24 protein-coding genes are annotated in these 19,596 nt (G+C 63.1%); 9 read left to right on the top strand and 15 right to left on the bottom strand.

Going from position 1 to position 19,596, the window contains the following annotated elements:
* Positions 1-262: 262 nt before the first annotated feature.
* Together J8I87_RS22290 and J8I87_RS22285 are read left to right on the top strand one after the other, a co-directional pair.
* On the top strand, positions 263-1,732 hold the full coding sequence (locus tag J8I87_RS22290; protein ID WP_209934069.1) for a DHA2 family efflux MFS transporter permease subunit: 1,470 nt from the start codon (positions 263-265) through the stop codon (positions 1,730-1,732).
* Positions 1,733-1,839: 107 nt separating this feature from the next.
* Positions 1,840-2,685 carry an AraC family transcriptional regulator gene (locus tag J8I87_RS22285; RefSeq protein WP_209934068.1) on the top strand — a complete coding sequence of 282 codons (846 nt, stop codon included), beginning with the start codon at positions 1,840-1,842 and terminating at the stop codon, positions 2,683-2,685.
* A gap of 1 nt (position 2,686) precedes the next feature.
* On the opposite strand, the gene J8I87_RS22280 is transcribed toward J8I87_RS22285, so the two are convergent.
* The 3 genes from J8I87_RS22280 to J8I87_RS22270 form a co-directional block, all read right to left on the bottom strand.
* Complete coding sequence (locus J8I87_RS22280; protein ID WP_209934067.1) at positions 2,687-3,274, bottom strand: flavin reductase family protein; 588 nt, start codon at positions 3,272-3,274, stop codon at positions 2,687-2,689.
* Positions 3,275-3,440: 166 nt separating this feature from the next.
* The gene (locus J8I87_RS22275; protein ID WP_209934065.1) at positions 3,441-3,767 is read right to left on the bottom strand and encodes a hypothetical protein; all 327 of its coding nucleotides are present in this window, start codon (positions 3,765-3,767) and stop codon (positions 3,441-3,443) included.
* 272 nt (positions 3,768-4,039) lie between these two features.
* Positions 4,040-5,254 (bottom strand): DUF2252 domain-containing protein, encoded by a 1,215-nt coding sequence (locus J8I87_RS22270; protein ID WP_209934063.1) that lies wholly within the window; start codon positions 5,252-5,254, stop codon positions 4,040-4,042.
* A gap of 368 nt (positions 5,255-5,622) precedes the next feature.
* Here J8I87_RS22270 and J8I87_RS22265 point away from each other — a divergent pair, with 368 nt between their 5' ends.
* Positions 5,623-6,348, top strand: a complete 726-nt coding sequence (locus J8I87_RS22265) for a GNAT family N-acetyltransferase (RefSeq protein ID WP_209934061.1) — start codon at positions 5,623-5,625, stop codon at positions 6,346-6,348.
* A 54-nt stretch (positions 6,349-6,402) separates the two neighbouring features.
* On the opposite strand, the gene J8I87_RS22260 is transcribed toward J8I87_RS22265, so the two are convergent.
* The 5 genes from J8I87_RS22260 to J8I87_RS22240 form a co-directional block, all read right to left on the bottom strand.
* Positions 6,403-6,747 (bottom strand): type II toxin-antitoxin system PemK/MazF family toxin, encoded by a 345-nt coding sequence (locus J8I87_RS22260; protein ID WP_209934059.1) that lies wholly within the window; start codon positions 6,745-6,747, stop codon positions 6,403-6,405.
* An 8-nt stretch (positions 6,748-6,755) separates the two neighbouring features.
* Positions 6,756-7,028 (bottom strand): AbrB/MazE/SpoVT family DNA-binding domain-containing protein, encoded by a 273-nt coding sequence (locus J8I87_RS22255; RefSeq protein WP_209934056.1) that lies wholly within the window; start codon positions 7,026-7,028, stop codon positions 6,756-6,758.
* A gap of 260 nt (positions 7,029-7,288) precedes the next feature.
* Entirely contained in the window at positions 7,289-7,816 is a 528-nt protein-coding gene (locus J8I87_RS22250) for a GNAT family N-acetyltransferase (protein ID WP_209934054.1), read from the bottom strand.
* A 145-nt stretch (positions 7,817-7,961) separates the two neighbouring features.
* The gene (locus J8I87_RS22245) at positions 7,962-8,435 is read right to left on the bottom strand and encodes a VOC family protein (protein ID WP_209934052.1); all 474 of its coding nucleotides are present in this window, start codon (positions 8,433-8,435) and stop codon (positions 7,962-7,964) included.
* 68 nt (positions 8,436-8,503) lie between these two features.
* Entirely contained in the window at positions 8,504-8,650 is a 147-nt protein-coding gene (locus J8I87_RS22240) for a hypothetical protein (RefSeq protein ID WP_209934050.1), read from the bottom strand.
* A gap of 290 nt (positions 8,651-8,940) precedes the next feature.
* Between J8I87_RS22240 and J8I87_RS22235 the strand changes: the two genes are divergently transcribed.
* The 3 genes from J8I87_RS22235 (at position 8,941) to J8I87_RS22225 (ending at position 10,689) form a co-directional block, all read left to right on the top strand.
* Positions 8,941-9,405, top strand: coding sequence for a low affinity iron permease family protein (locus J8I87_RS22235; RefSeq protein WP_209934048.1), 465 nt, complete (start codon positions 8,941-8,943; stop codon positions 9,403-9,405).
* Positions 9,406-9,408: 3 nt separating this feature from the next.
* Positions 9,409-10,227: an AraC family transcriptional regulator gene (locus J8I87_RS22230; protein WP_209934046.1), complete on the top strand. Its 819-nt coding sequence runs from the start codon at positions 9,409-9,411 to the stop codon at positions 10,225-10,227.
* A gap of 168 nt (positions 10,228-10,395) precedes the next feature.
* Positions 10,396-10,689 carry a DUF1330 domain-containing protein gene (locus tag J8I87_RS22225; RefSeq protein WP_209934045.1) on the top strand — a complete coding sequence of 98 codons (294 nt, stop codon included), beginning with the start codon at positions 10,396-10,398 and terminating at the stop codon, positions 10,687-10,689.
* Positions 10,690-10,752: 63 nt separating this feature from the next.
* On the opposite strand, the gene J8I87_RS22220 is transcribed toward J8I87_RS22225, so the two are convergent.
* Positions 10,753-11,493 (bottom strand): DUF429 domain-containing protein, encoded by a 741-nt coding sequence (locus J8I87_RS22220; RefSeq protein WP_209934044.1) that lies wholly within the window; start codon positions 11,491-11,493, stop codon positions 10,753-10,755.
* A 194-nt stretch (positions 11,494-11,687) separates the two neighbouring features.
* Here J8I87_RS22220 and J8I87_RS22215 point away from each other — a divergent pair, with 194 nt between their 5' ends.
* Positions 11,688-12,644, top strand: a complete 957-nt coding sequence (locus J8I87_RS22215; RefSeq protein ID WP_209934042.1) for a zinc-binding alcohol dehydrogenase family protein — start codon at positions 11,688-11,690, stop codon at positions 12,642-12,644.
* A gap of 31 nt (positions 12,645-12,675) precedes the next feature.
* Positions 12,676-12,852: a DUF1427 family protein gene (locus J8I87_RS22210; RefSeq protein ID WP_209934041.1), complete on the top strand. Its 177-nt coding sequence runs from the start codon at positions 12,676-12,678 to the stop codon at positions 12,850-12,852.
* Positions 12,853-12,870: 18 nt separating this feature from the next.
* Here J8I87_RS22210 and J8I87_RS22205 read toward each other — a convergent pair whose 3' ends face one another.
* From J8I87_RS22205 to J8I87_RS22190, 4 genes are all read right to left on the bottom strand, one after another.
* Positions 12,871-14,163 carry an RNA polymerase sigma factor gene (locus J8I87_RS22205; RefSeq protein ID WP_209934040.1) on the bottom strand — a complete coding sequence of 431 codons (1,293 nt, stop codon included), beginning with the start codon at positions 14,161-14,163 and terminating at the stop codon, positions 12,871-12,873.
* Positions 14,164-14,171: 8 nt separating this feature from the next.
* A complete protein-coding gene (locus J8I87_RS22200) occupies positions 14,172-14,591 on the bottom strand; it encodes a VOC family protein (RefSeq protein WP_209934039.1) in 420 nt (139 codons plus the stop codon).
* A gap of 73 nt (positions 14,592-14,664) precedes the next feature.
* Positions 14,665-15,078, bottom strand: coding sequence for a YciI family protein (locus J8I87_RS22195; protein ID WP_209934038.1), 414 nt, complete (start codon positions 15,076-15,078; stop codon positions 14,665-14,667).
* A gap of 146 nt (positions 15,079-15,224) precedes the next feature.
* Complete coding sequence (locus J8I87_RS22190) at positions 15,225-15,581, bottom strand: YciI family protein (RefSeq protein ID WP_209934037.1); 357 nt, start codon at positions 15,579-15,581, stop codon at positions 15,225-15,227.
* Between the two features lie 834 nt (positions 15,582-16,415).
* On the opposite strand from J8I87_RS22190, the gene J8I87_RS22185 reads away from it, so the two are divergent.
* Positions 16,416-17,528: a porin gene (locus tag J8I87_RS22185; RefSeq protein ID WP_209934035.1), complete on the top strand. Its 1,113-nt coding sequence runs from the start codon at positions 16,416-16,418 to the stop codon at positions 17,526-17,528.
* A gap of 157 nt (positions 17,529-17,685) precedes the next feature.
* Here J8I87_RS22185 and J8I87_RS22180 read toward each other — a convergent pair whose 3' ends face one another.
* Together J8I87_RS22180 and J8I87_RS22175 are read right to left on the bottom strand one after the other, a co-directional pair.
* Positions 17,686-18,150: an SRPBCC family protein gene (locus J8I87_RS22180; RefSeq protein WP_209934034.1), complete on the bottom strand. Its 465-nt coding sequence runs from the start codon at positions 18,148-18,150 to the stop codon at positions 17,686-17,688.
* A 212-nt stretch (positions 18,151-18,362) separates the two neighbouring features.
* The gene (locus J8I87_RS22175) at positions 18,363-19,487 is read right to left on the bottom strand and encodes an aromatic ring-hydroxylating oxygenase subunit alpha (protein WP_209934033.1); all 1,125 of its coding nucleotides are present in this window, start codon (positions 19,485-19,487) and stop codon (positions 18,363-18,365) included.
* Positions 19,488-19,596 lie beyond the last annotated feature (109 nt).

Here is a 19,596-nt window from a genome sequence, read left to right as displayed (position 1 = left end):
TGTTTCATGCGCTTATTGTGCCTGGCAGGCTTCGGGTTGAACAGCATGGCATGGGCGAGTTTTGAACACTTTCCCTAGCGGACACCTCGCCCCCTTAGAGACGCCAGATGCTTTTCTGGACTTGGTAGAAGGCTTTCTGGATCGCTAACGCCAAGATTTCGCTCCGATCTAAGCTCGTTCAAGTGCGAATCCAGAATGTCGCGCGATTCATTCAACACCTTGATTCGGGCTTCGATTTTTCTTGTTATAAGGAACCGCCCCCATGACGCACAACATTGAGGGTCGAACACGCTGGCTCGCGCTCGTCGTTCTCTGCATGGGCGTGCTGATGATCGTCCTCGATACGACCATCGTGAACGTCGCGTTGCCGTCGATCGCCGCCGATCTCGGCTTTTCCGAAACCGCGCTCGTGTGGGTCGTCAATGCGTACATGCTGACCTTCGGCGGCTTTCTGCTGCTCGGCGGCCGGCTCGGCGATCTATACGGACACCGCAAGCTCTTTCTCGCGGGCATTACGCTGTTCACGGTCGCGTCGCTCGCGTGCGGCCTCGCGAACTCACAAGCGATGCTGGTTTGCGCGCGCGCGATTCAAGGCCTGGGTGGCGCGGTCGTGTCGGCGGTTTCGCTGTCGCTGATCATGAACCTCTTCACCGAGGAAGCCGAGCGCGCGAAAGCGATGGGCGTCTATGGCTTCGTGTGCGCGGGCGGAGGCAGCATCGGCGTGCTGCTGGGCGGCCTGCTGACGAACCTGCTGAGCTGGCACTGGATCTTTCTCGTCAATCTGCCCATCGGCATCGCCGTGTGCGTGCTGTGCATCGCGCTGCTGCCCGCCGGGCGCGGCCACGCGCACGGCGAACGGCTCGACGTGGCGGGCGCCGCGACGGTCACGGCATCGCTGATGCTTGCCGTCTACGCGATCGTCAATGGCAACGAGGCGGGATGGCTCTCCGCGCAAACGGTGGGCCTGATCTTCGTCGCGCTGGTCCTGCTCAGTACTTTTCTCGCGATCGAAGCGCGTGTCGTGCATCCGCTGATGCCACTCAAGCTCTTCACGTTGCGCAATGTGGCGACGGCGAATGTCGTCGGCGTCTTGTGGGCTGCCGCGATGTTCGCGTGGTTCTTCATTTCGGCACTCTATTTGCAGCGGGTGCTCGGCTATTCGCCATTGAAGGTCGGTCTCGCGTTTCTGCCCGCGAACCTGATCATGGGCTTCTTCTCGCTCGGGCTGTCAGCGCGCGTGGTGATGCGCTTCGGTATCCGCCGCCCGCTCGCCGCGGGGCTGTTTCTCGCCGCGCTCGGCCTGTTGCTGTTTGCGCGCGCGCCCGTCGAAGGACGCTTCGTCATCGACGTGCTGCCCGGCATGGTGCTGCTCGGCATCGGCGCGGGCGTCGCGTTCAATCCGCTGCTGCTCGCCGCGATGAGCGACGTCGATCCCGCCGATTCAGGTCTCGCGTCGGGCATCGTGAATACGTCGTTCATGATGGGCGGCGCGTTGGGACTCGCGGTGCTGGCAAGTCTCGCGGCCGCGCAATCGGCAAGCGGCGGCCAGCAGCAGGCCGATACGCCCGCGGCCCTCACGAGCGGCTATCACGTGGCATTTTTCATCGGCGCGATCTTCGCAGCGTTGGCCGCGACGATTGGCGGCGCGTGGTTGCGGCGAGGCGCGCCATCTCCTTCGCAACGTGTCCGCGACGAGGATGCGTTGAAGCAGTCGATCGAGCAGTCGCCGTGAGGTGGTCGGTTGGACCGGCAACCGGCTCGATGTGAAGAACCGCAAGCGCGATCAAACGAACGATGTGCTCAGTCGATATGCTTGGTTCATGCCAAACGAGAGTCCTTATGAACCCAGTCGGAAATCCTGCCGGCAAAGCGCTCTGGTTTATCGAAAGCCACTTTTCGGGTGAGTTGTCGCTCGACGATATTGCCGCTTGCGGCTGCGTGTCGCGCTTTCATCTGTCGCGTGCATTCGAAGCAGCGACGGGCTTTGCGGTCATGCGCTACGTGCGCGCGCGCCGCCTGACGGAAGCAGCGCGGCGTCTTGCACGCGGCGCGCCGGATATTCTCGCCGTCGCGGTCGACACAGGTTACGGCTCTCACGAGGCATTCACTCGCGCGTTTCGTGAGCAGTTCGGGCTCACGCCCGAAGCGTTGCGCGCGCAAGGTCATCTCGACAACATCGCACTCGTGGAGCCGATCAAAATGGACGAATCACTTCTCACCAACCTGGAACCGCCGCGCTTCGTCAACGGCGAGCCTTTGCTCGTCGCCGGACTGAGCGAGCGCTACAACTGCGAAAGCAGTTCGGGCATTCCCGCGCAGTGGCAACGCTTCAATACGATCTTCGGCAAGGTGCCGGGGCAGATTGGACACGTTGCGTACGGTGTCAGCTACAACCCCGACGACTCGGGCAACTTCGACTATATGTGCGGCGTGGAAGTGGCCGACTTCTCGGCCTTGCCCGCTGAGTTGGGCCGCGTGCGCATCGGCGCGCAACGCTATGCGGTATTCACGCATCGCGAGCACATCTCGACGATACGCCGCACATGCAACACGATCTGGAACAAGTGGCTGCCCGAGTCCGGCCACACGCCCGCCGATGCGCCCAACTTCGAGCGCTATGGCGAGCAGTTCAATCCCGTGACGGGCATGGGCGGCGTTGAAATCTGGGTGCCGCTGAAGACGTGAATCAACGCCTCGTGCCGTCGATGGGCGCGGCTTCGACTTCGAACGTGTCGCCCGTTTCGAAGAAGGTGCCGCCCGCGACGTAGTGGCACGTGCGCATGTCGTGATCGTCGCCGAAGTGCCAGCGGTTATTCGAGTACACACGGCTATCCGCGTAGCATGCGACCACTTCGGCGAGAATCAGATCGTGCCGCTGGCTGTCGTCGGGGATCACCTTGCACTCGAACCACGCGACGCAGCCTTCCAGCATCGGCACGTCGATCTTCTCGGCGGCAAACGTCTCGAGTTCGAGCGCGGCGAGCTTGTCGATCTCGACGCCCGCGTTCGAGCCGACAGCGAGCGTGTGGCGCGCGAACCCGCGCGTCGGCAGTTGCAGGCCGAACACGCCGCTTGCTTCGACGAATTGCCTTGTCAACGTTTTGGCGTCGATCACGACGACCACTTTAGGCGGGACGAAATCCAGCGGCATGGCCCACGAGGCAGCCATCACGTTCGAACGTCCGTCGTGCGCGCTCGTGATCAGCGTGACGGGACCGTGGTTCAAAAGGCGTGTCGCGCGCGCCAGATCGACGGATTGCCGGAATTGTTGCATGTGTGGCCTTCGCAGTATCGATGCTGCATTCTAGCGACCGCATCGCGAAACGCGGCGGCCGGGTGCCGGGTGGGAAACGTCCTGGCGTCGCGGCAACGCGTGGCGCGACAGAATGAAAAAAACGGCGGCGCCCGTGCGCCGCCCGCCAATGCGAATGGATGCGATATCAGTGCGTCGTCGGAGGCTTGCCGTGCGTTACGTCAAGCGGCTGGTGCGCCTCGCCGTTCGCGCCCGGGAAAAATGCGTTCCATGCCGCGCGCACGCCTTCGGCTGCGGTGGCTTCGGCGTCGATGGTTTCCGGTTCCCCCACGCGGGCGGGATCTTCGCTCAGTCCGCGCCAGTGGGTGAATACGAGAAGCGGCTTTTCGGTCCATCCGCCTTCCGCGTATTTTGCGAATGCCGTATCGCCGCTCACCAACTGGACTTCGTACCACCCTTCCCTCACGGGCGCATAGTCGTCCAGCGGGAACCATGCGGTCGCTTCGATATCCATAGTGCCGTCTCCTGTTGTGGGTTTGACTCAGAGGAAGGCATTGTGCATGCCTTACGGGCGGCGCCCGCTCCGGCGCCGGGCCGGCAGCTGGTTCGTGACTTGCAGCGCGAACCGGGCGGAAAAAATGCCGCACTTTTCACCAACGACGCCATCGCCAGATTTACACACTCGCCCGCTGGCGTAAAGCCTGTCGACATATTCGATGCTTTCGAATGTGGGCCGCCGTATATTCGACCATGCGAAATCTCCGCGCAAGCCGCTCCCGCAGCGCGTCACGACTTCGCTTTCACGTCGAACGCGCCGCGATCGAATGCTTCGCAGTACGTGCGCCAGTCGCTGACGACCTGCGCTTCGCACTGCGCGGCCAGGTCGATCAGCGGCAATCGCCATTTACTGTGTTCGCCGAACGCGATCAGATCGTCCGCGATCGCGGAACTCTGACGGCCGCTGCTGCGAAAATGCGCCCACGCAATCAGTTCCGCCATGTTGCGCACGACGGACTCCAGCCGAGGCAGCTTGCCATTCCAGTTATGCAACGCGACGCGGTCCTCCGAAGGTTGCAGCCCGCGCAACACGTACGGACGCTTTTCGAACTCGACGGCATGCAGGAACGCCTGCGATACCACTTGGTCGCGTCTCTGGATCTCGACGACGCGCTCGGCCTCGCTGCTCCATTTCGGCTGAGGAGTCTTGACGTTCGGCGCGGTGGCGGACGGCAAAGCCAGCTTCAGGTCCAGCAGATAGTTGCCGTCGGGCGACCCTTTGCCTTCGGCGAGCATCACATAGCGATCGACGCCCAGACTGCCCGTGCCCGCGATGCGCCGCGCGACGTCGATGATCTGATAAAACGCCGGATTCGGCTCGCGCTTCGCGAAGTCGTTCATGAACTCGACAATTTTGCTCCGCGCATCGTCAGTGACGGGCAGCGCCTTCTTGCCGTCGATGCGCAGCGCCCGCTTTTTCCCTTCCAACTCGGTGCGCCGGTTCAGGTGATCGGCGCGCGAACGCTGGTGCAAGGCGGCGAAAAGCTCACCGACCATGCCTTCGGCCGTCTCCTCTTCGATCCACCGCGCCTTGCCGAATCGCAGCGCGGCCGCGTAGGAGTCGATCGCCGTATGGCATAGCGCGAGCGCCTCGGCGCGGCTGAGCTTCAGGTCGTCGGCGGCCACCAGCACGCTCGATAACAATCGGATCATCTCGAACAGGCACGGCGCGAGACAGGCCTCGTCGAAATCGTTGATGTCGAAATAGATGAGCCGGTTATCGCCCTTGTAGCTGCCGAAGTTTTCCAGATGCATGTCGCCGCAGATCCACGCATGCGGCGAGCCTTCCAGCACGGTGCCTTTCGGCAGACGCCTGTAGAAGAGATGACAGGTGCCGCGCAGGAATACGAACGGCGACGTGCGCATGCGCGCGTACTTCATCGCGAGGCGTTCGGGGTCCCGGCCGGCGTTGAACTGGGCGATTTCGTGAGCGACGTCGAGCATTTGGGCCTCGTTCGGATGGGGAGCTATCAGGATCATTCTGTACGGACAGCCTTTCACATCCAAACGTTCGCCATTAAGGGCGACGGACGATGGTGCGATGATGCAGGCGGCGATGCTGGCTCCATTGAATACCATTCGCCTGGGTCTTACACGCGCGTGGCGTTTGCCGTATCTTGCCCGTTTTGGCATGTTTCATAGCGCGTATCGGGGCGGCAGACCAGCTTGCTTGGAACTGAGCAGGCGCTAAGCGTCGACTCTGGTCGACTCGCCATGGGTTGGGAGTGGGCGCTCAAGCGCTAACTCCCATCGGGCTGGCGTGGGACCAGAGTAGGCGCTAAAGCGCCAACTCTGGTCGACAGGAGAACACAGTGGTGGAACGAATCAACGAATACGGTCAGCCGATCGGCGAACCCATGCCGCACTGGCAACCGGCGAGGCTGCCAGGCAATCAGCCGATGACGGGCCGCTATTGCCTGCTCGAACGGGTCGACGTCGAACGGCACGCGGACGATTTGTACGAAGCCTATCGCGCGGCGCCAGACAGCCGAGACTGGACGTACCTTTCCGTAGGACCGTTCGATAAGCCCGAAGCGTATCGCGACTTCCTCGCGTCCTGCGCGGCGTCACCGGACCCGTTGCATTACGCCGTCATCGACCTCGCGACGGGCAAGGCCGTCGGCACGCTTTCGCTGATGCGCATCGACAAGGCGAACGGCGTGATCGAAGTCGGCTTCGTCGTGTTTTCGCGGCGGCTGCAAAAGACGCGTATGGCGACGGAAGCGATCTTCCTACTGATGCAGCGCGTATTCGACGAACTCGGCTACCGGCGTTTCGAATGGAAGTGCGATGCGCTGAACGTGCCGTCGCGCACGGCGGCGGCCCGTTTCGGCTTCACATTTGAAGGCATCTTCCGCCAGGCCGTGTTCTACAAGGGACGCAATCGCGATACGGCGTGGTTCTCGATCATCGATAGCGAATGGCCGGCGCTGCGCGCGGGCTTCGCGCAATGGCTCGACGAAGCGAACTTCGACGCGCAAGGCGCTCAGCGGCAAACGTTGCAGGCGTGCATCGCGGCGCAGGCGCAACGCGCGTAGCGGGGCGCGACGCCCGTTGGCACAGGCTGCGCCCGCCGCCGGCGCATCGCGCCCTCACATCATCAGGAATGCCCTCAAGCTGCGGCGGATCGCATCGAGTTCGGCCTGGGCGACCCGCTCTTCCCTGTATTGGCCGCCACGCGCGACCCAGTCGAGCGTGGTGATCTGATCGATCAACGCGACACACGGCTTGGGCAACGCGGCAACGGGAATCTCCGTCGAGAATCCACGCGCCTTTGTCGTGCAAGGCACGGCGACGATCCGGTGCGAAGGACCGTTGTGCGCATCGTGCGACAGCACAACGACAGGCCTCGGATAGCCCCCACCCTGCTCGCGCCCGACCACGGGCTCGAGCTTGATCCACAACACATCGCCGATTTCGGGAACGCCGTGCTTCATGTTGCTCCTTACCAGTCGTTCTGATCCGTTGGGTCGGCAAGTTCGGAACCCATTGCGGCGCCTCGATCGATGGCTGGATGCACGTCCATTGGCCTCGCCGCGAGTTGCTCGCGATACTCGTCCCAGTTGAACGTCTTGACAGCGGGCGTCGCCACCAGCGCACCGTCCGCCACCACCATGTCGACTTCCTGATCTTCGCGCAGCTGCAGTTCCTCAGCCAGGCTTGCTGGAATCCTCACTGCAAGGCTGTTTCCCCACCGCTTGATTGTCTGAATAGCCATCGCCCCACCTTCGCCTGAAGAACCCAGATACACGGCTACCTCCCTAAAAAAGGCCGCAAAGGACCGGAAGCGCCGCGCAGTCTCTACACTGTAGAGACTGCAATGCTACGCGGCGCCAGTTGGTGTGTCAACGCTGTATCTACATGCGATTGATTGGCTCATATGACCGATGCATTCGCGTCATCAATGTCGCATCGGCGGCCGTCGGAAGCCATTCGGCCAGAAGACATAGGAGAGGATGGGAGGAACTGGGAATGCGCCTAGCCAGCGCGGCGGAACACGCCGGTCTGATGTCCGTTGTACACGGTCCGCCGCTCCTCGACGTAACGGCATTTCGCGGCCACGCGCCGCGACGCCTCATTGTCGGGCGCGATGATGCAAACGGTGTCGCGCCCAGGCCACTTCGCGTCGGCCCATGTCAGCGCGCCACGCACGGCCTCCGTCGCGTAGCCGAGCCCGTGCGCCGACGGCATCAGCACCCAGCCGATTTCGGGCGCGCCGTCGAGCGGCGGATCGATTTCGCGCCGGTAGTCGGCGAAGCCGACCTCGCCGACAAACCGACCGCTCTCCTTCTCGCGTATCACCCAGTAGCCGTAGCCCAACAGCGCCCAGTGTCCGACGTAGCGCAGCAGCCGCGACCACACCTCTTCACGGCTAAACGGCCTGCCGCCGATGAACCGTGTGACGACCTCATCGGACCAGAGTGCGAAACTTTCATCGAAGTCGTCACGGACGTGCGGACGCAAGATCAGGCGATCGGTTTCAAGCTCGAAAGCGGAAGGGTTCATGGCGCGCGTATCGGTTCGGCGATTGGGAAAGCGCAGATCATCGCAGATGCGCGCACCGTTCGCTGCCCCTCGATACGCGGGCGACGCACGCGCGCCACATGGCACGCGATGCGCTCCGCGCCCGATCGCGCATCGAACTTCGCCCTTATTGACGCCCTTGCGCCATTTGCTCCATGGCCTGCTTCATTTCTTCGGGCGTGACGTCACGCTTGTGCGTCGCGACAGACCAGCGATGGCCGAACGGATCTTCGAGCTGACCGTAACGGTCGCCCCAGAACATGTCCGTGGCGGGCATCGTCACCTTCGCGCCTGCCGCTTGCGCTTGCGCGATGGTGGCATCCGCATCGTCGACATAGAGGTGCAGCACGACAGGCGTGCCCTTCAGCGCCTTCGGACCGAACGAAGGTCCCCCGCCGCAATCGGGCATTTCATCGACGAGCATCAGCGTCGAATCGCCGATTTTCAGCGATGCGTGCATCAGCTTGCCGCCGGGACCGGGCAGGCGCACCTGTTCGATGGCGTTGAACGCTTTCTTGTAGAACTCGATTGCTTCAGCCGCACCCGCGACGATGATGTGCGGGGTCAGCGAGTGCATGCCCTCGGGAATGGGCTTCGGCATGATGGTTTCTCCTGATGTGAAGAGGTTCATGAGTGACGAAGTTTCGCCGGATCAGCGAGTCTTCACCACTATGACGAATAAACCATCCTCAGATCGACACGCGCAACCGACAATTTTTTGTGATCGTTCCACTGATACGCGCCGCCCGCCACGCCGCCGATCACGAACGCGTCCCGGACCAGCGAGCCGGCCAGCAGAAGCCGTTCTGTCGTCACTTGCTGCGCTCCCTGTTGTTCTGATCGGGTGACTTCGCATGAACGCCGTGTCAGGCCAGGTGCGCGACTTGCGCGTTCCGCGGTCCACGGCGCCCGCTCATATACGACGACGGCCGGCCGGCAGGACTACGGCCGCGCCGGCAACGCCGCACAAAGCGCGAGCGGCTTTGTGGCTTTAACGCGCGAGCCGGGAAAATCCGTCGCGGATTTACGCGGCGTCGAGCCCCGGTGGCACAAGCGGCGGGGAATGGGTATTGTCAGGACTGGACTTCACGTGACAGGAGCGGCGAGTGACAAACAACGACTGGTTCTCCAGGTTCTCGACGGGTCTATCCACGATGGCCGGCAAGCCGGCGACATTCGTCGTCGCGGTGGCGCTCGTCGTCGTATGGGCGATCAGCGGGCCGATGTTCCATTTCAGCGATACGTGGCAACTGGTGATCAACACGTCGACGACGATCGTCACCTTTCTGATGGTCTTTTTGATCCAGAACACGCAGAACCGCGACACGGCCGCGATGCAGATCAAGCTCGACGAACTGATCCGCGCGCTCGACGGCGCGCACAACGCGCTGCTCGATCTGGAGGAACTGAACGAAAAAGACCTCCAGCGTTTCCGCCGCCGTTATGAGCAGCTGGCCGAAGAGGCACGCAACGCGCTGCGATCGGGCGGCACCGACACCGACTCGCCGTTCATCGACGAAAGCAACAGCGAAGACGGCAAGGAGCGCGCACCGCGCACCGACAGGCGTTGAACCGTGCCGCAAGCCACGCCACCCGACCTGCATGACGAAGCGCAAGGCCATTCGCTCGTCGAGCGCTATCCGCGCGGTCTGCGGATCGACCCGCATTCGCATGCCTGGGCGCAGGTGCTCTATGCCGTATCGGGCGTGATGTGGGTCGAGGTCGGACGCGAGGCGCTCGTCGTTCCGCCGCAGCGCGCGGTATGGCTGCCCGCGGGAATCGAGCACTCGATCCACATGATGAGCGATGTCGAGATGCGCAATCTGTATCTGCATGAGCGCGGCATCGGCCATCTGAGCGCTCGCAGCGACGTGGTCGAGATCAATGGCCTGTTGCGCGAGCTGATTACGTCGATTGCGGAACATGAGCAGGCGCAGACCCGCGACGAAGACTATCTGAGCGCCGCGTACCGGCTCGCGATGCTCGAACTCGCGCATGCGCCGCGCTCGTCGCTGCGCATTGCGCTGCCCGATGCGTCGGATCGCCGGCTCGATGCGCTGTGCCGCGCGGTAGTCGCCAATCCATCGAATGCGATCAGCTTCGAGCAGCACGCGGCGGCCGTGGGCGCTAGCGTGCGGACGCTCGCGCGGCTCTTCACGCGCGAGCTGGGCATCGGCTTCGCGGAGTGGCGCAGGCAGGTGCAACTGGCCGTCGCCGTGTCGGGTCTCGCGGAAGGGCGCGCCGTCAGCAGCATCGCGCGCGCGCTCGGCTATCTGCCGAGCAGCTTCAGCGACATGTTCCGCCGCGAACTCGGCGCGCCGCCGACCGATTTCGATCCGCACGCGACGCTGGCGGCGTCCGCTGCGATAAAGTCCGCTGCGATAAAGTCTTGAAGCGCCGTCGGACGCCTGGTGTCCATGCGCTGACGCGGACGCAAGCCGTATCGCGTTGCCGCCAGGCACGCCCGCCGTTGTTGAGCGAGAATCGGGGGCGTCGGCGCGGCTGCGGATGATCGAATCGGCCGTCGCCATGGCCAAACCTTAAACGTGAGGAAACATCAAATGAGCAAGGGATACTGGGTCACCCACTACCGCAGGACGAACGACGCCTCGGCGCTGGCCGCGTACGCGCAACTGGCGTTGCCGGCCATTACGGCAGCAGGCGGCAAGTTCCTCGTCCGCGGCCCCGCGGAGGAAGTGCGTGAACAGGGCTTGAAAGAGCGCACCGTCGTGATCGAGTTTCCGACCTACGAGCAGGCCGTCGCGGCCTACGAAAGCGAGGCCTACAAGAAGGCGCTGGCCGCGCTGGGCAATGCCGCCGAGCGCGACTTGCGCATCGTGCGCGGCACCGACTGATTGTCGCAGCCGCGCTTTGCGTTGCGTGCGGCGACGGCGCGCTCGCGCTGCCGCAACGTGCGGTCAATAGCGGATCACCATCGGCAGACCGGTGCTGTCGCGCGGCTCTGCGTCGGGTAGCATGACAGCGCTGCCCGTCGCGATGCGGCGGGCGCTCCACAGCACCGAGAACGCATCCAGCACGTCATCTTTCTGCACCTGCCGCGCGATCCGCTCTTCAAGCGCCTTTTCGATCGCCGAGCCGAACGCTCGGTGCAGCAACGCTTTTCTAAGCGCGTGCCCTTCGGCTGTCGTTTTTCCCTGCGTGAGTCCCGCCGCTTCGCCGCCTTGCTCGATGCGCAGTTGCATGAAGGCAAGCTCCGGATGAACCTCGAACACGCGCGCCGCGTCGCGGGCATTGGCGGCTAAGGCCGCATCGACCTCGGCGATCTTGCGCAGAATGTTGAAAGCCTGCTGCGAAATGGCTTTGCCCGTTGCTTCGCGGTTTCGATTGCATGCTTCGCGGTAGTCGCGAACACCGAGCGTTTGACGCACAGGCGTCTGAAACACCGACGCGCTACGCGGCCACCCCAGACGCTTGCGCGCTTGTGCATCACACGCGCGATACCCCGACGACGACAGCCCGATCGGCATATCGACACCCACGATGGCGGGCGCGGGCAGCCATGCGAGAAGATCGGCGAAGGTCGGACAGATGCGTGTCGTCAACGCGCCCGTGCGCCCATCCTGTCGGACCGCATACCAGCCGCCTTTGCAGCCGTCCACGCCTGCGAGGTCAGGCGTCGGGCTGATGTCGTCGCGCATCGTCGCTTCGAAGGAGAAAAAACACGACGATACAGCCTCGCCCCGCGCCTGTCCGATATTCGAAAGCACATGTCTGAACGGCGCTGCGCCCGTCACTTAGACTGCCTTCATGCGCTGCGACATCTGCTGTAATGCAACCGGTATGAAGCAGCACGCGAAACCCATCGAATCCCACAGATTCCGCAGGAGCAGCAATGAAAGCGATCCAGTTCAGCTCGTTCGGCGGTCCCGAGGTCCTCGACTTCGTCGACCTGCCGACGCCCGCCATCGACGCCGAAAGCGCCATCGTGCAGGTCAAGGCCGCGTCGGTGAATCCGAGCGATGTGAAAAACCTCTCGGGCCATTTCGGACATACCACGCTGCCGCGCATCCCCGGTCGCGATTTCAGCGGCGTCGTGGTGGAAGGCCCGGGCGAGTGGATCGGCGCGGACGTGTGGGGCACGGGCGGCGACATCGGCTTCACGCGCGACGGCACGCATGCGCAGTTCATCAAGATTCCCGTCGGCGCGCTGTCGCGCAAACCATGCGCGCTCACGCACGAACAGGCATCGGCGATCGGCGTGAACTTCGTGGTCGCGTGGCTCGGCGTGGTCGACTATGCGCAACTTCTCGCGGGCGAAACGGTGGCCGTGATCGGCGCGAGCGGCGGCGTCGGCGGCGCCGTCGTGCAGATCGCTAAGTCGCGCGGCTGCCAAGTGATCGCCATCGATCGCCGCGAGCCCGACGCGAATTCCCCCGCGGGCCGCCTGATCGACCATTACGTGCCGCTCGACGACAACGCGGTTGAGCGCGTGAAGGCGCTGGGCGGCGCCGATGTGGTGTACGACGCGGTCGGCGGCGTCGCGTTCGAAACAGCACTGAAGCTCGCCAGACGGCGTGGCCGCGTCGTCGAAATCAGCGCGACGGGCAAGCGGCGCGTCGAGTTCGACCTGATCGACTTCTATCACAACGAGACACAACTGTTCGGCACCGACAGCGCGAAGCTCGGCGTCGCCGACTCGGCGCGCCTGATGACGGAACTGGCGACCGTGTTCGACAGCGGCGCCTTGCAGGCGCCGTCGATTGCTCAGACGTTTGCGCTGCAACAGGCGCGCGATGCTTATGCTGCTGTCGCTGCCGGCACGCGCGGGCGCGTCGTGATCACGATGTAACACCCTCACCACCACCTATCCGAAGACTCGCATGAAGACGTATATCGTGTCGCTGGCGGCGGGTGTCGTCGTCGGCCTGCTCTACAACATCGTCGATGTGAGATCGCCCGCGCCGCCCATCGTCGCGCTGCTCGGCCTGCTCGGCATGGTCGCGGGCGAACATGCTATTCCGTTCATGCGCTCGCTGCTCGCTCATGGAACGAGCTGACGCGTCGCGCGAGCGCGCTTACTGCATGCGTCCGTGCGCGCCACTCATCTCGCGCGCGCGTTCGAGCAGCAGTTCGCGTTCGCGCACGTTGCGCGTCATCGACGCGGCGCGCTCGAACTCGGCGCGCGCTTCGTCATGACGGCCGAGCTTCGCGAGCAGATCGCCGCGCACGCTCGGCAGCCAGTGATAGTGCTGCAGCGAAGGCTCATCGGCGAGGGCTTCGACGAGTTCGAGCGCCGCCGTCGGTCCATAGGCCATGCCGACAGCGACGGCGCGATTCAGCGCGACCACGGGCGACGGCGCGACCTCGGCAAGCGCATCGTAGAGTGCGACGATCTGTGCCCAGTCGGTGTCGGCGGCAGTACGGGCGCGCGCATGGCACGCCGCGAGCGCCGCCTGCAACGCGTACGGCCCGCTCATCCCGCCGAGCGCTTCCGCGCGCTCCAGCGCGGCGAGGCCGCGCCGGATCAGCAACGGGTCCCAGCGGCTCCTGTCCTGATCGAGCAGCAGCACGGGCCGCCCTTCGCGATCGACGCGCGCATGCATGCGCGACACCTGGATCTCCATCAGCGCGACGAGGCCGAACACTTCACTTTCGTCGGGCATCAAACCAGCGAGCACGCGTCCGAGCCGCAGCGCTTCCTCGCATAGCGCCGGACGCATCCAGTCGTCGCCCGCCGTCGCCGAATAGCCTTCGTTGAAGATCAGATAGATCACTTCGAGCACCGACGTGAGCCGCACCGCGCGATCGTTCGCCTGCGGCACGTCGAACGGCACCTTTGCGGCTGCGAGCGTCTTCTTCGCCCGCACGATGCGTTGCGCGACGGTCGGCTCGGGCACGAGGAACGCACGTGCGATCTCATCCGTCGTCAGGCCGCCGAGCAGGCGCAACGTCAGCGCGACGCGCGCGTCCTTCGACAGCACGGGATGACAGGCGGTGAACACGAGCCGCAGCAGATCGTCGCCGATGTCGTCGGCGCGGGCGGCGTCGAGCGCATCGACGAAATCCGGCACGACATGCGCTTGCCTCGCGTCCATGTCCGCGCCGAGCTCCTCACGCTTGCGCGCATGCAGCGCGTCCTGACGCCAGCGGTCGAGCGCGCGGTTCTTCGCCGTCGCCATCAGCCATGCTCCAGGGTTATCGGGCACGCCGGCGTCCGGCCAGGTTTCGAGCGCGGCCACGAGCGCATCCTGCGCCAGTTCCTCCGCCACGCCCACGTCGCGCACGATCCGTGCGACGTGCGCGATGACCTTCGCGGATTCGATCCGCCAGACCGCCTCGATCGCACGATGGGTCGCAGCCGTCGTCACGGCCGGCCTCAGGATTCGTTCGCCGCGCGCATGTCGGCGTTCGGGTCCATGTACATCAGTTCCCAGATGTGCCCGTCGATGTCCTCGATGCTGCGCGCGTACATGAAGCCATGGTCCTGCGCCGGGCGTGGTGCGGCGCCGCCCGCCGCGAGTGCCTTCATCGCCAGCTCATCGACCTGTGCGCGGCTGTCGCATGAGATGCAGATCAGCGTTTCCGTGCTCTCTTTCGGATTGCACAGGGTCCTGTTCGTAAAGGTCTGGAAGAAGTCCTTCGCGAGCAGCATCGCGTAGATGTTTTCGCCGATCACCATGCAGGCCGCCTGCTCGTTGGTGAATCTGGGCTCGAACGTGAAGCCGAGTTGTGAAAAGAAGGCCTTCGATTTCCCGACGCTGCCCACGGCCAGGTTCACATAGATTTGCTTGTGCATATTGATGCCCCTGTGTGATTTGCCCGTGCGGCCCGCGCTGCACGCTGTTGCCATGCTGCGGGCACGCGCGATATCAGTGGTTCGCGCCTTCGATGTTGCGAAAGCGGTCCATCGACGAGCCCGGCTCGAAGTCGTCGAGGTCGTACATCTGGCGCACTTCGATTTCGCCGGCCGCCTGTTCGCCAAACGGCGCGGGGAAGCGCCGCGCCCACTCCATCGCCTCTTCGCGCGAGCGCACCTGAATCACCGTGTAGCCCGCCACCAGCTCCTTGGTTTCGGCGAACGGCCCGTCCGTGACGGTACGCTCGCCATTCGCGTAGCGAACGCGCCAGCCCTTCGAGCTGGGCTGCAGGCCGGATGCATCGAGCAGCACGCCCGCCTTCTGCAGCGCTTCGTGGTAGGTCGCCATCGACGCGATCAGTTCTTCTGCCGGCATCTTGCCGGCTTCGCTGTCCTTGGTCGCCTTCACCATGATCATGAATCGCATCGCCGTTACCCCTCGTGTCGTGAGTGAGGAAGCCCCGTGGCGGCCTCTTACTTCCATGACGAGCGACGCGCGGTAATATCGACACCCTTCGGCGCCAGGGAAAACCCTCGCTGCACGATGGCTGGACACGGACTGGACCCGCCGCGCTAGTAGTCGTAGCAGGGCGCGACCTTGCGGATTTCGATCGTGCACCATTCGGCGGCCGGGCATTGTTCGGCGAGCGCGAGGGCTTCTTCGTAGGTATCGACGTTCAGCAGAAAGAAGCCGCCAATCATTTCCTTCGCTTCGGCGAACGGGCCGTCGATCAGGCGGACCTGCCCGTCGCGTTTCTCGATACGCACACCCTTCTTGACCGTCGACAGCGATTCGGCGGCGATCAACTGGCCGCGCGACTGCAGGTCGGCGCGGTATTTCAGCATCCGGTCATAAACAGCGCGGCCCGCGACTTCGCCGCGTTCCTCGCGTTGTTCGGTGGGTTCGACGATGAGCAGCATGTAAGACATGAGGACTCCGTTTTCCGGTTGTCGGGACCGCTGCGTTCGAGAGCTGCCGTACTTCGTGGGACGGATGGCGCGGCGGACGGTGCAGCAATGTGGTTCTGCTGGCGAGGGCAGTCTAGCAAAGTGGCGGCGTGCCGGGGCAACGATCGCTGCGCGCGTCGGTATTCCGCTGAGGGAATGGCACAACGCTTGCTAAGCGACCGGCGGCAAATCGAGAAATGGTCAAAAGTTTTAAAAATGGTGAAATCAAAAATGCAGATGATGATTTGAATCGCCGACTCGCAAAAATTTGATTAATTTTTGTAAATGTCTTTCTCAACGGGCTCGCATTTCGAATACCAACCCAATCGAATCCAAGATGATTTTCGATTCGGAGATCGCACGGATGATTATCCAAACCTCAAAAAGTTCATCTCGATTTCTGATTTGTGTCACACTGCCGCGAAGCCTATCGATATCGGCTCTTCGCAAACACCCGGCGCGACTCGGAGCGCGACGCACACGCAGTTTCAGGCCGACTCATCTCAAATAATTCTTTATTGAAACAGCGTTGTCTGTTCACAACAGCCGGATTTATCCCAATATAATTGCCCGCTGTTATCCGGACAAAAAATTAAATCGAATCAATCTTCTGCGCGCAACCCGGGCTTTTCTTTCTTTTTCGGAAAGGGATCATTTCCCGTTCGGATATAAATCAATAGTTAGGATACCTTTCTATACTTGCGCTTCCCCAAAACCGGGCAAGTGAAGTGGTCTTGCTTCGTACAGGACGTGGCATGCATAGCTTGTCCGTTTGTATTCAAGCCTCGCATTGCCCCTTGATTGAAGGAAGCACACATGAAGAAGATTCTGATCGCGACGGCAGTTGCTGCATCGTTCGCCTCGGTCGCACACGCACAAAGCAGCGTCACGCTGTACGGCACGCTGGATGCGGGCATCACGTACACCAGCAATGTCGGTGGCAACTCGCAGTGGGCGGTCGGCAGCGGCTCCGTCGATGAAAACCGCTTCGGCCTGCGCGGCGTCGAAGATCTGGGCGGCGGCCTGAAGACCGTCTTCACGTTGGAGCAAGGCTTCAACCTGAACAACGGCTCGCAGGCAACGGCAGGCAAGATGTTCTCGCGCCAGGCATTCGTCGGTCTGTCGAGCCAGGCGGGCACGGTCACGCTGGGCCGTCAATTTGACGCGATGCAAGACTTCGTCGCACCGCTGACGGCAACGGGCAGCTGGGGTGGTACGAACTTCGCGCACTATCTCAACAACGACAATCTGAACGCGAACAGCGGTACCGCGAACAGCAACACGATCAAGTTCACGAGCGCGAACTACGCTGGCTTCTCGTTCGGCGGCACGTACGGCTTTTCGAACAGCCCGCAGTTCGCCAACAACCGCGAATACAGCTTCGGCGCTGGCTATGAAAACGCAGGCCTGCGCATCGGCGCTGGTTACGCACAACAAAACAGCCCCTTCGGCAACACGACGGGCGTCGTGACTGCGTCGCTCCCGAACGGTACGCCGCTCATCGCCGCAGCTCACCGTAGCCGCGAGTTCGGCGCAGGCGCAAGCTACGCGTTTGGCCCGGCTGTCGTGGGCCTGGCGTGGACGCAATCTCGGGAGGATAACTTCGCGGACGGCAGCGGTTCGGCCCATGTCAATAACTACGAAGTCAACGCGAAGTACAACCTGACGCCGGCATTGGGTCTGGGTGTGGCATACACGTACAGCAATGGCAACCTCGAAGACTTCCGGTTCCACGCGAACCAGATCGGCCTGCAAGGAGACTACGCACTGTCGAAGCGCACCGACATCTACGCACAGGGCGTGTACCAATTGACGAGCGCGCCGCACGGCGACGTGCTTGGGGCCGTCATCGACAACGGCAACGCGACGGGCGTCTCGTCGTCGCGCCGCCAGGCCGTCGCATCGGTCGGCCTGCGTCACCGCTTCTAATCGCACACGAAGCGCGGCGGGTCGAGGCGTACGATCGACCTGCCGTAAAGCGCTCGGGCTGTGAGGCGACCACGACGCCCTCACGTTCTTCGGAACGTGGGGGCGTTGTCTATTGCACGTATTGAGAACCCGTTTGGAAAAACAGACGAGCGAAGGCTCACACCATCCGCTTCAACTCCTTTTGCAGCCGGTCGAAGTTCTCTTCGTTGGCCTTGACGGCGAATGTCTTCACCTGTGCGCAGACAGCGGGTGTCTCGAACAGCATGCGAAACGTGATACGCGTCTGCTGGTTATCCAGCGCATCGAACGTAGCCGTTACGCGAAAGTACGGCCCGGACACGTGATCGAACACGATCCGCTCGGGCGCAGCGATCTCGACGAATACGCTGTGATTCTTATAGTCGACGCCATCCGGCCCATGCATCACGAAGCGCCAGTTGCCGCCCGGACGCAGATCGAACTCGTTGAAGGAGTTGGTGAAGCCCTTCGGTCCCCACCAATGAGCAAGGTGCGCCGCGTCCGTCCAGGCGCTGAATACGAGATCGCGCGGAAAATCGAACACACGAGTCGATACGATTTCCAGATCCGCGATCGGCGGAGTTGCGTCGCCATCCTCGGACATGAGACAGCCTCCTTCGAACATTACGCCGCATCCGACCTGAGCCGCGCGGATGAATCAAGCATAACGCATTGCCGAAGCATCGGACGCTCGCGCGGCGCCGCAAACGAGCGGAAATTCCCGGCAAATGCGAGGCGGCGAACGTTGGAGCCCCTAACGTCCGATCAATAGTCGAAACATCCGTCGCGAAGGTGGCCGCAATGATGAACGCAAAATCAGACGGCAACCGACTCCGCCGATGGCTCGATAGGAATCACCCGACGCGCCGCAGGCGCACCGCACTGCCGCAAAAGATCGCGCAGTTCGTTGATCACTGGGAAGACCTCCTGATTCCAGTCGGCGCCTTGCGCATCGTGCGCCTCCTGCTCGCGCTCGACGATCCAGCGATCCTCCGCGAAGATGCGCTCGGTGAACCACACCAGCAGCGGCCACGCGATATCGAGCAGCGCACCGACTTTCGGCCGCTTGACGCAGAGCAGGCCGAACGTGCGATTGGTGCGCTGCTCGCGGTCGAGCGGCACATAGCAGATCCACAGGTCCATCACGAGCGTGCCCTCGGACGTGCGGATCTGCAGCGTCTGATACGGGTACTGCGTGCGGATCGTCATCACGTCCTTGTGCTCGATCTTCGTATGCTGCCGGCTCTGCCCGAACACGAGCGCTTCGCCGATCGGCTGCTGGCCCGCTTCGCGCGAAAACGTGTAGTCCACTTCAACCCAGCCTTCGCCGCGCCGCCTGCCGAGCGAGCGCGCCCGCATCTTGCCCATCTGTTTGCGATGCAGGAACTGATGGTTCATGTCCATCAGGTTTTCGTGCATGAACGAGTAGTGGCACGCCACTTCGCGGCCGAAGCGCCGCGTCTTGTAAGCCTTGTCGGCCACCGAGCCGAGGGGTGGCAGCGGCGTCGTCTGCGCAAGCGCAGCCTCGCCCGGAAACACGAAAATCAGCCCTTCCGATTCGCGGCACGGATAGGCACGCACGCCATTCGGCAGACGGTCGCGGCCAAGATAGGGCACGTCGATGCATTTGCCCGTGCAGTCGTATGTCCAGCCGTGATAACAGCAGCGGATCGCCTCGCCGTCGACCACGCCGCCATGCAGCGGCACCTGTCGATGCGCGCAGCGGTCCTCGAGCGCGAACACGTTGCCGGACTCCGTGCGCACCAGCACGATAGGCTCGCCGGCGAAGCGCACGCCATGCGCCTTGCCACGCTTCACTTCGCGCGACCACGCAAGCGGGTACCAGTGATCGGGGTGGATATCGACGCGGCGCAGATCGCGGACCGCGGGCCTGGCTGAGTTATCGGCGGAATTGCTGTCCAACGGAGCGACTACATGCATGAACGAAGCCTCCTGGCACAACGGTCGACGGGCCGCCTGGGACCGAGCCGGTTTGATAGTTAGAAAACCGATGTCTTCGTCCAGTCTACTAGAAGTCGCCGAGGAGAAT

This window comes from Paraburkholderia sp. LEh10, assembly GCF_017814945.1.
Taxonomy (GTDB): domain Bacteria; phylum Pseudomonadota; class Gammaproteobacteria; order Burkholderiales; family Burkholderiaceae; genus Paraburkholderia.
The sequence above is the reverse complement of the archived record's forward strand: the minus strand, read 5'-3'. Positions and strand labels throughout refer to the sequence as shown.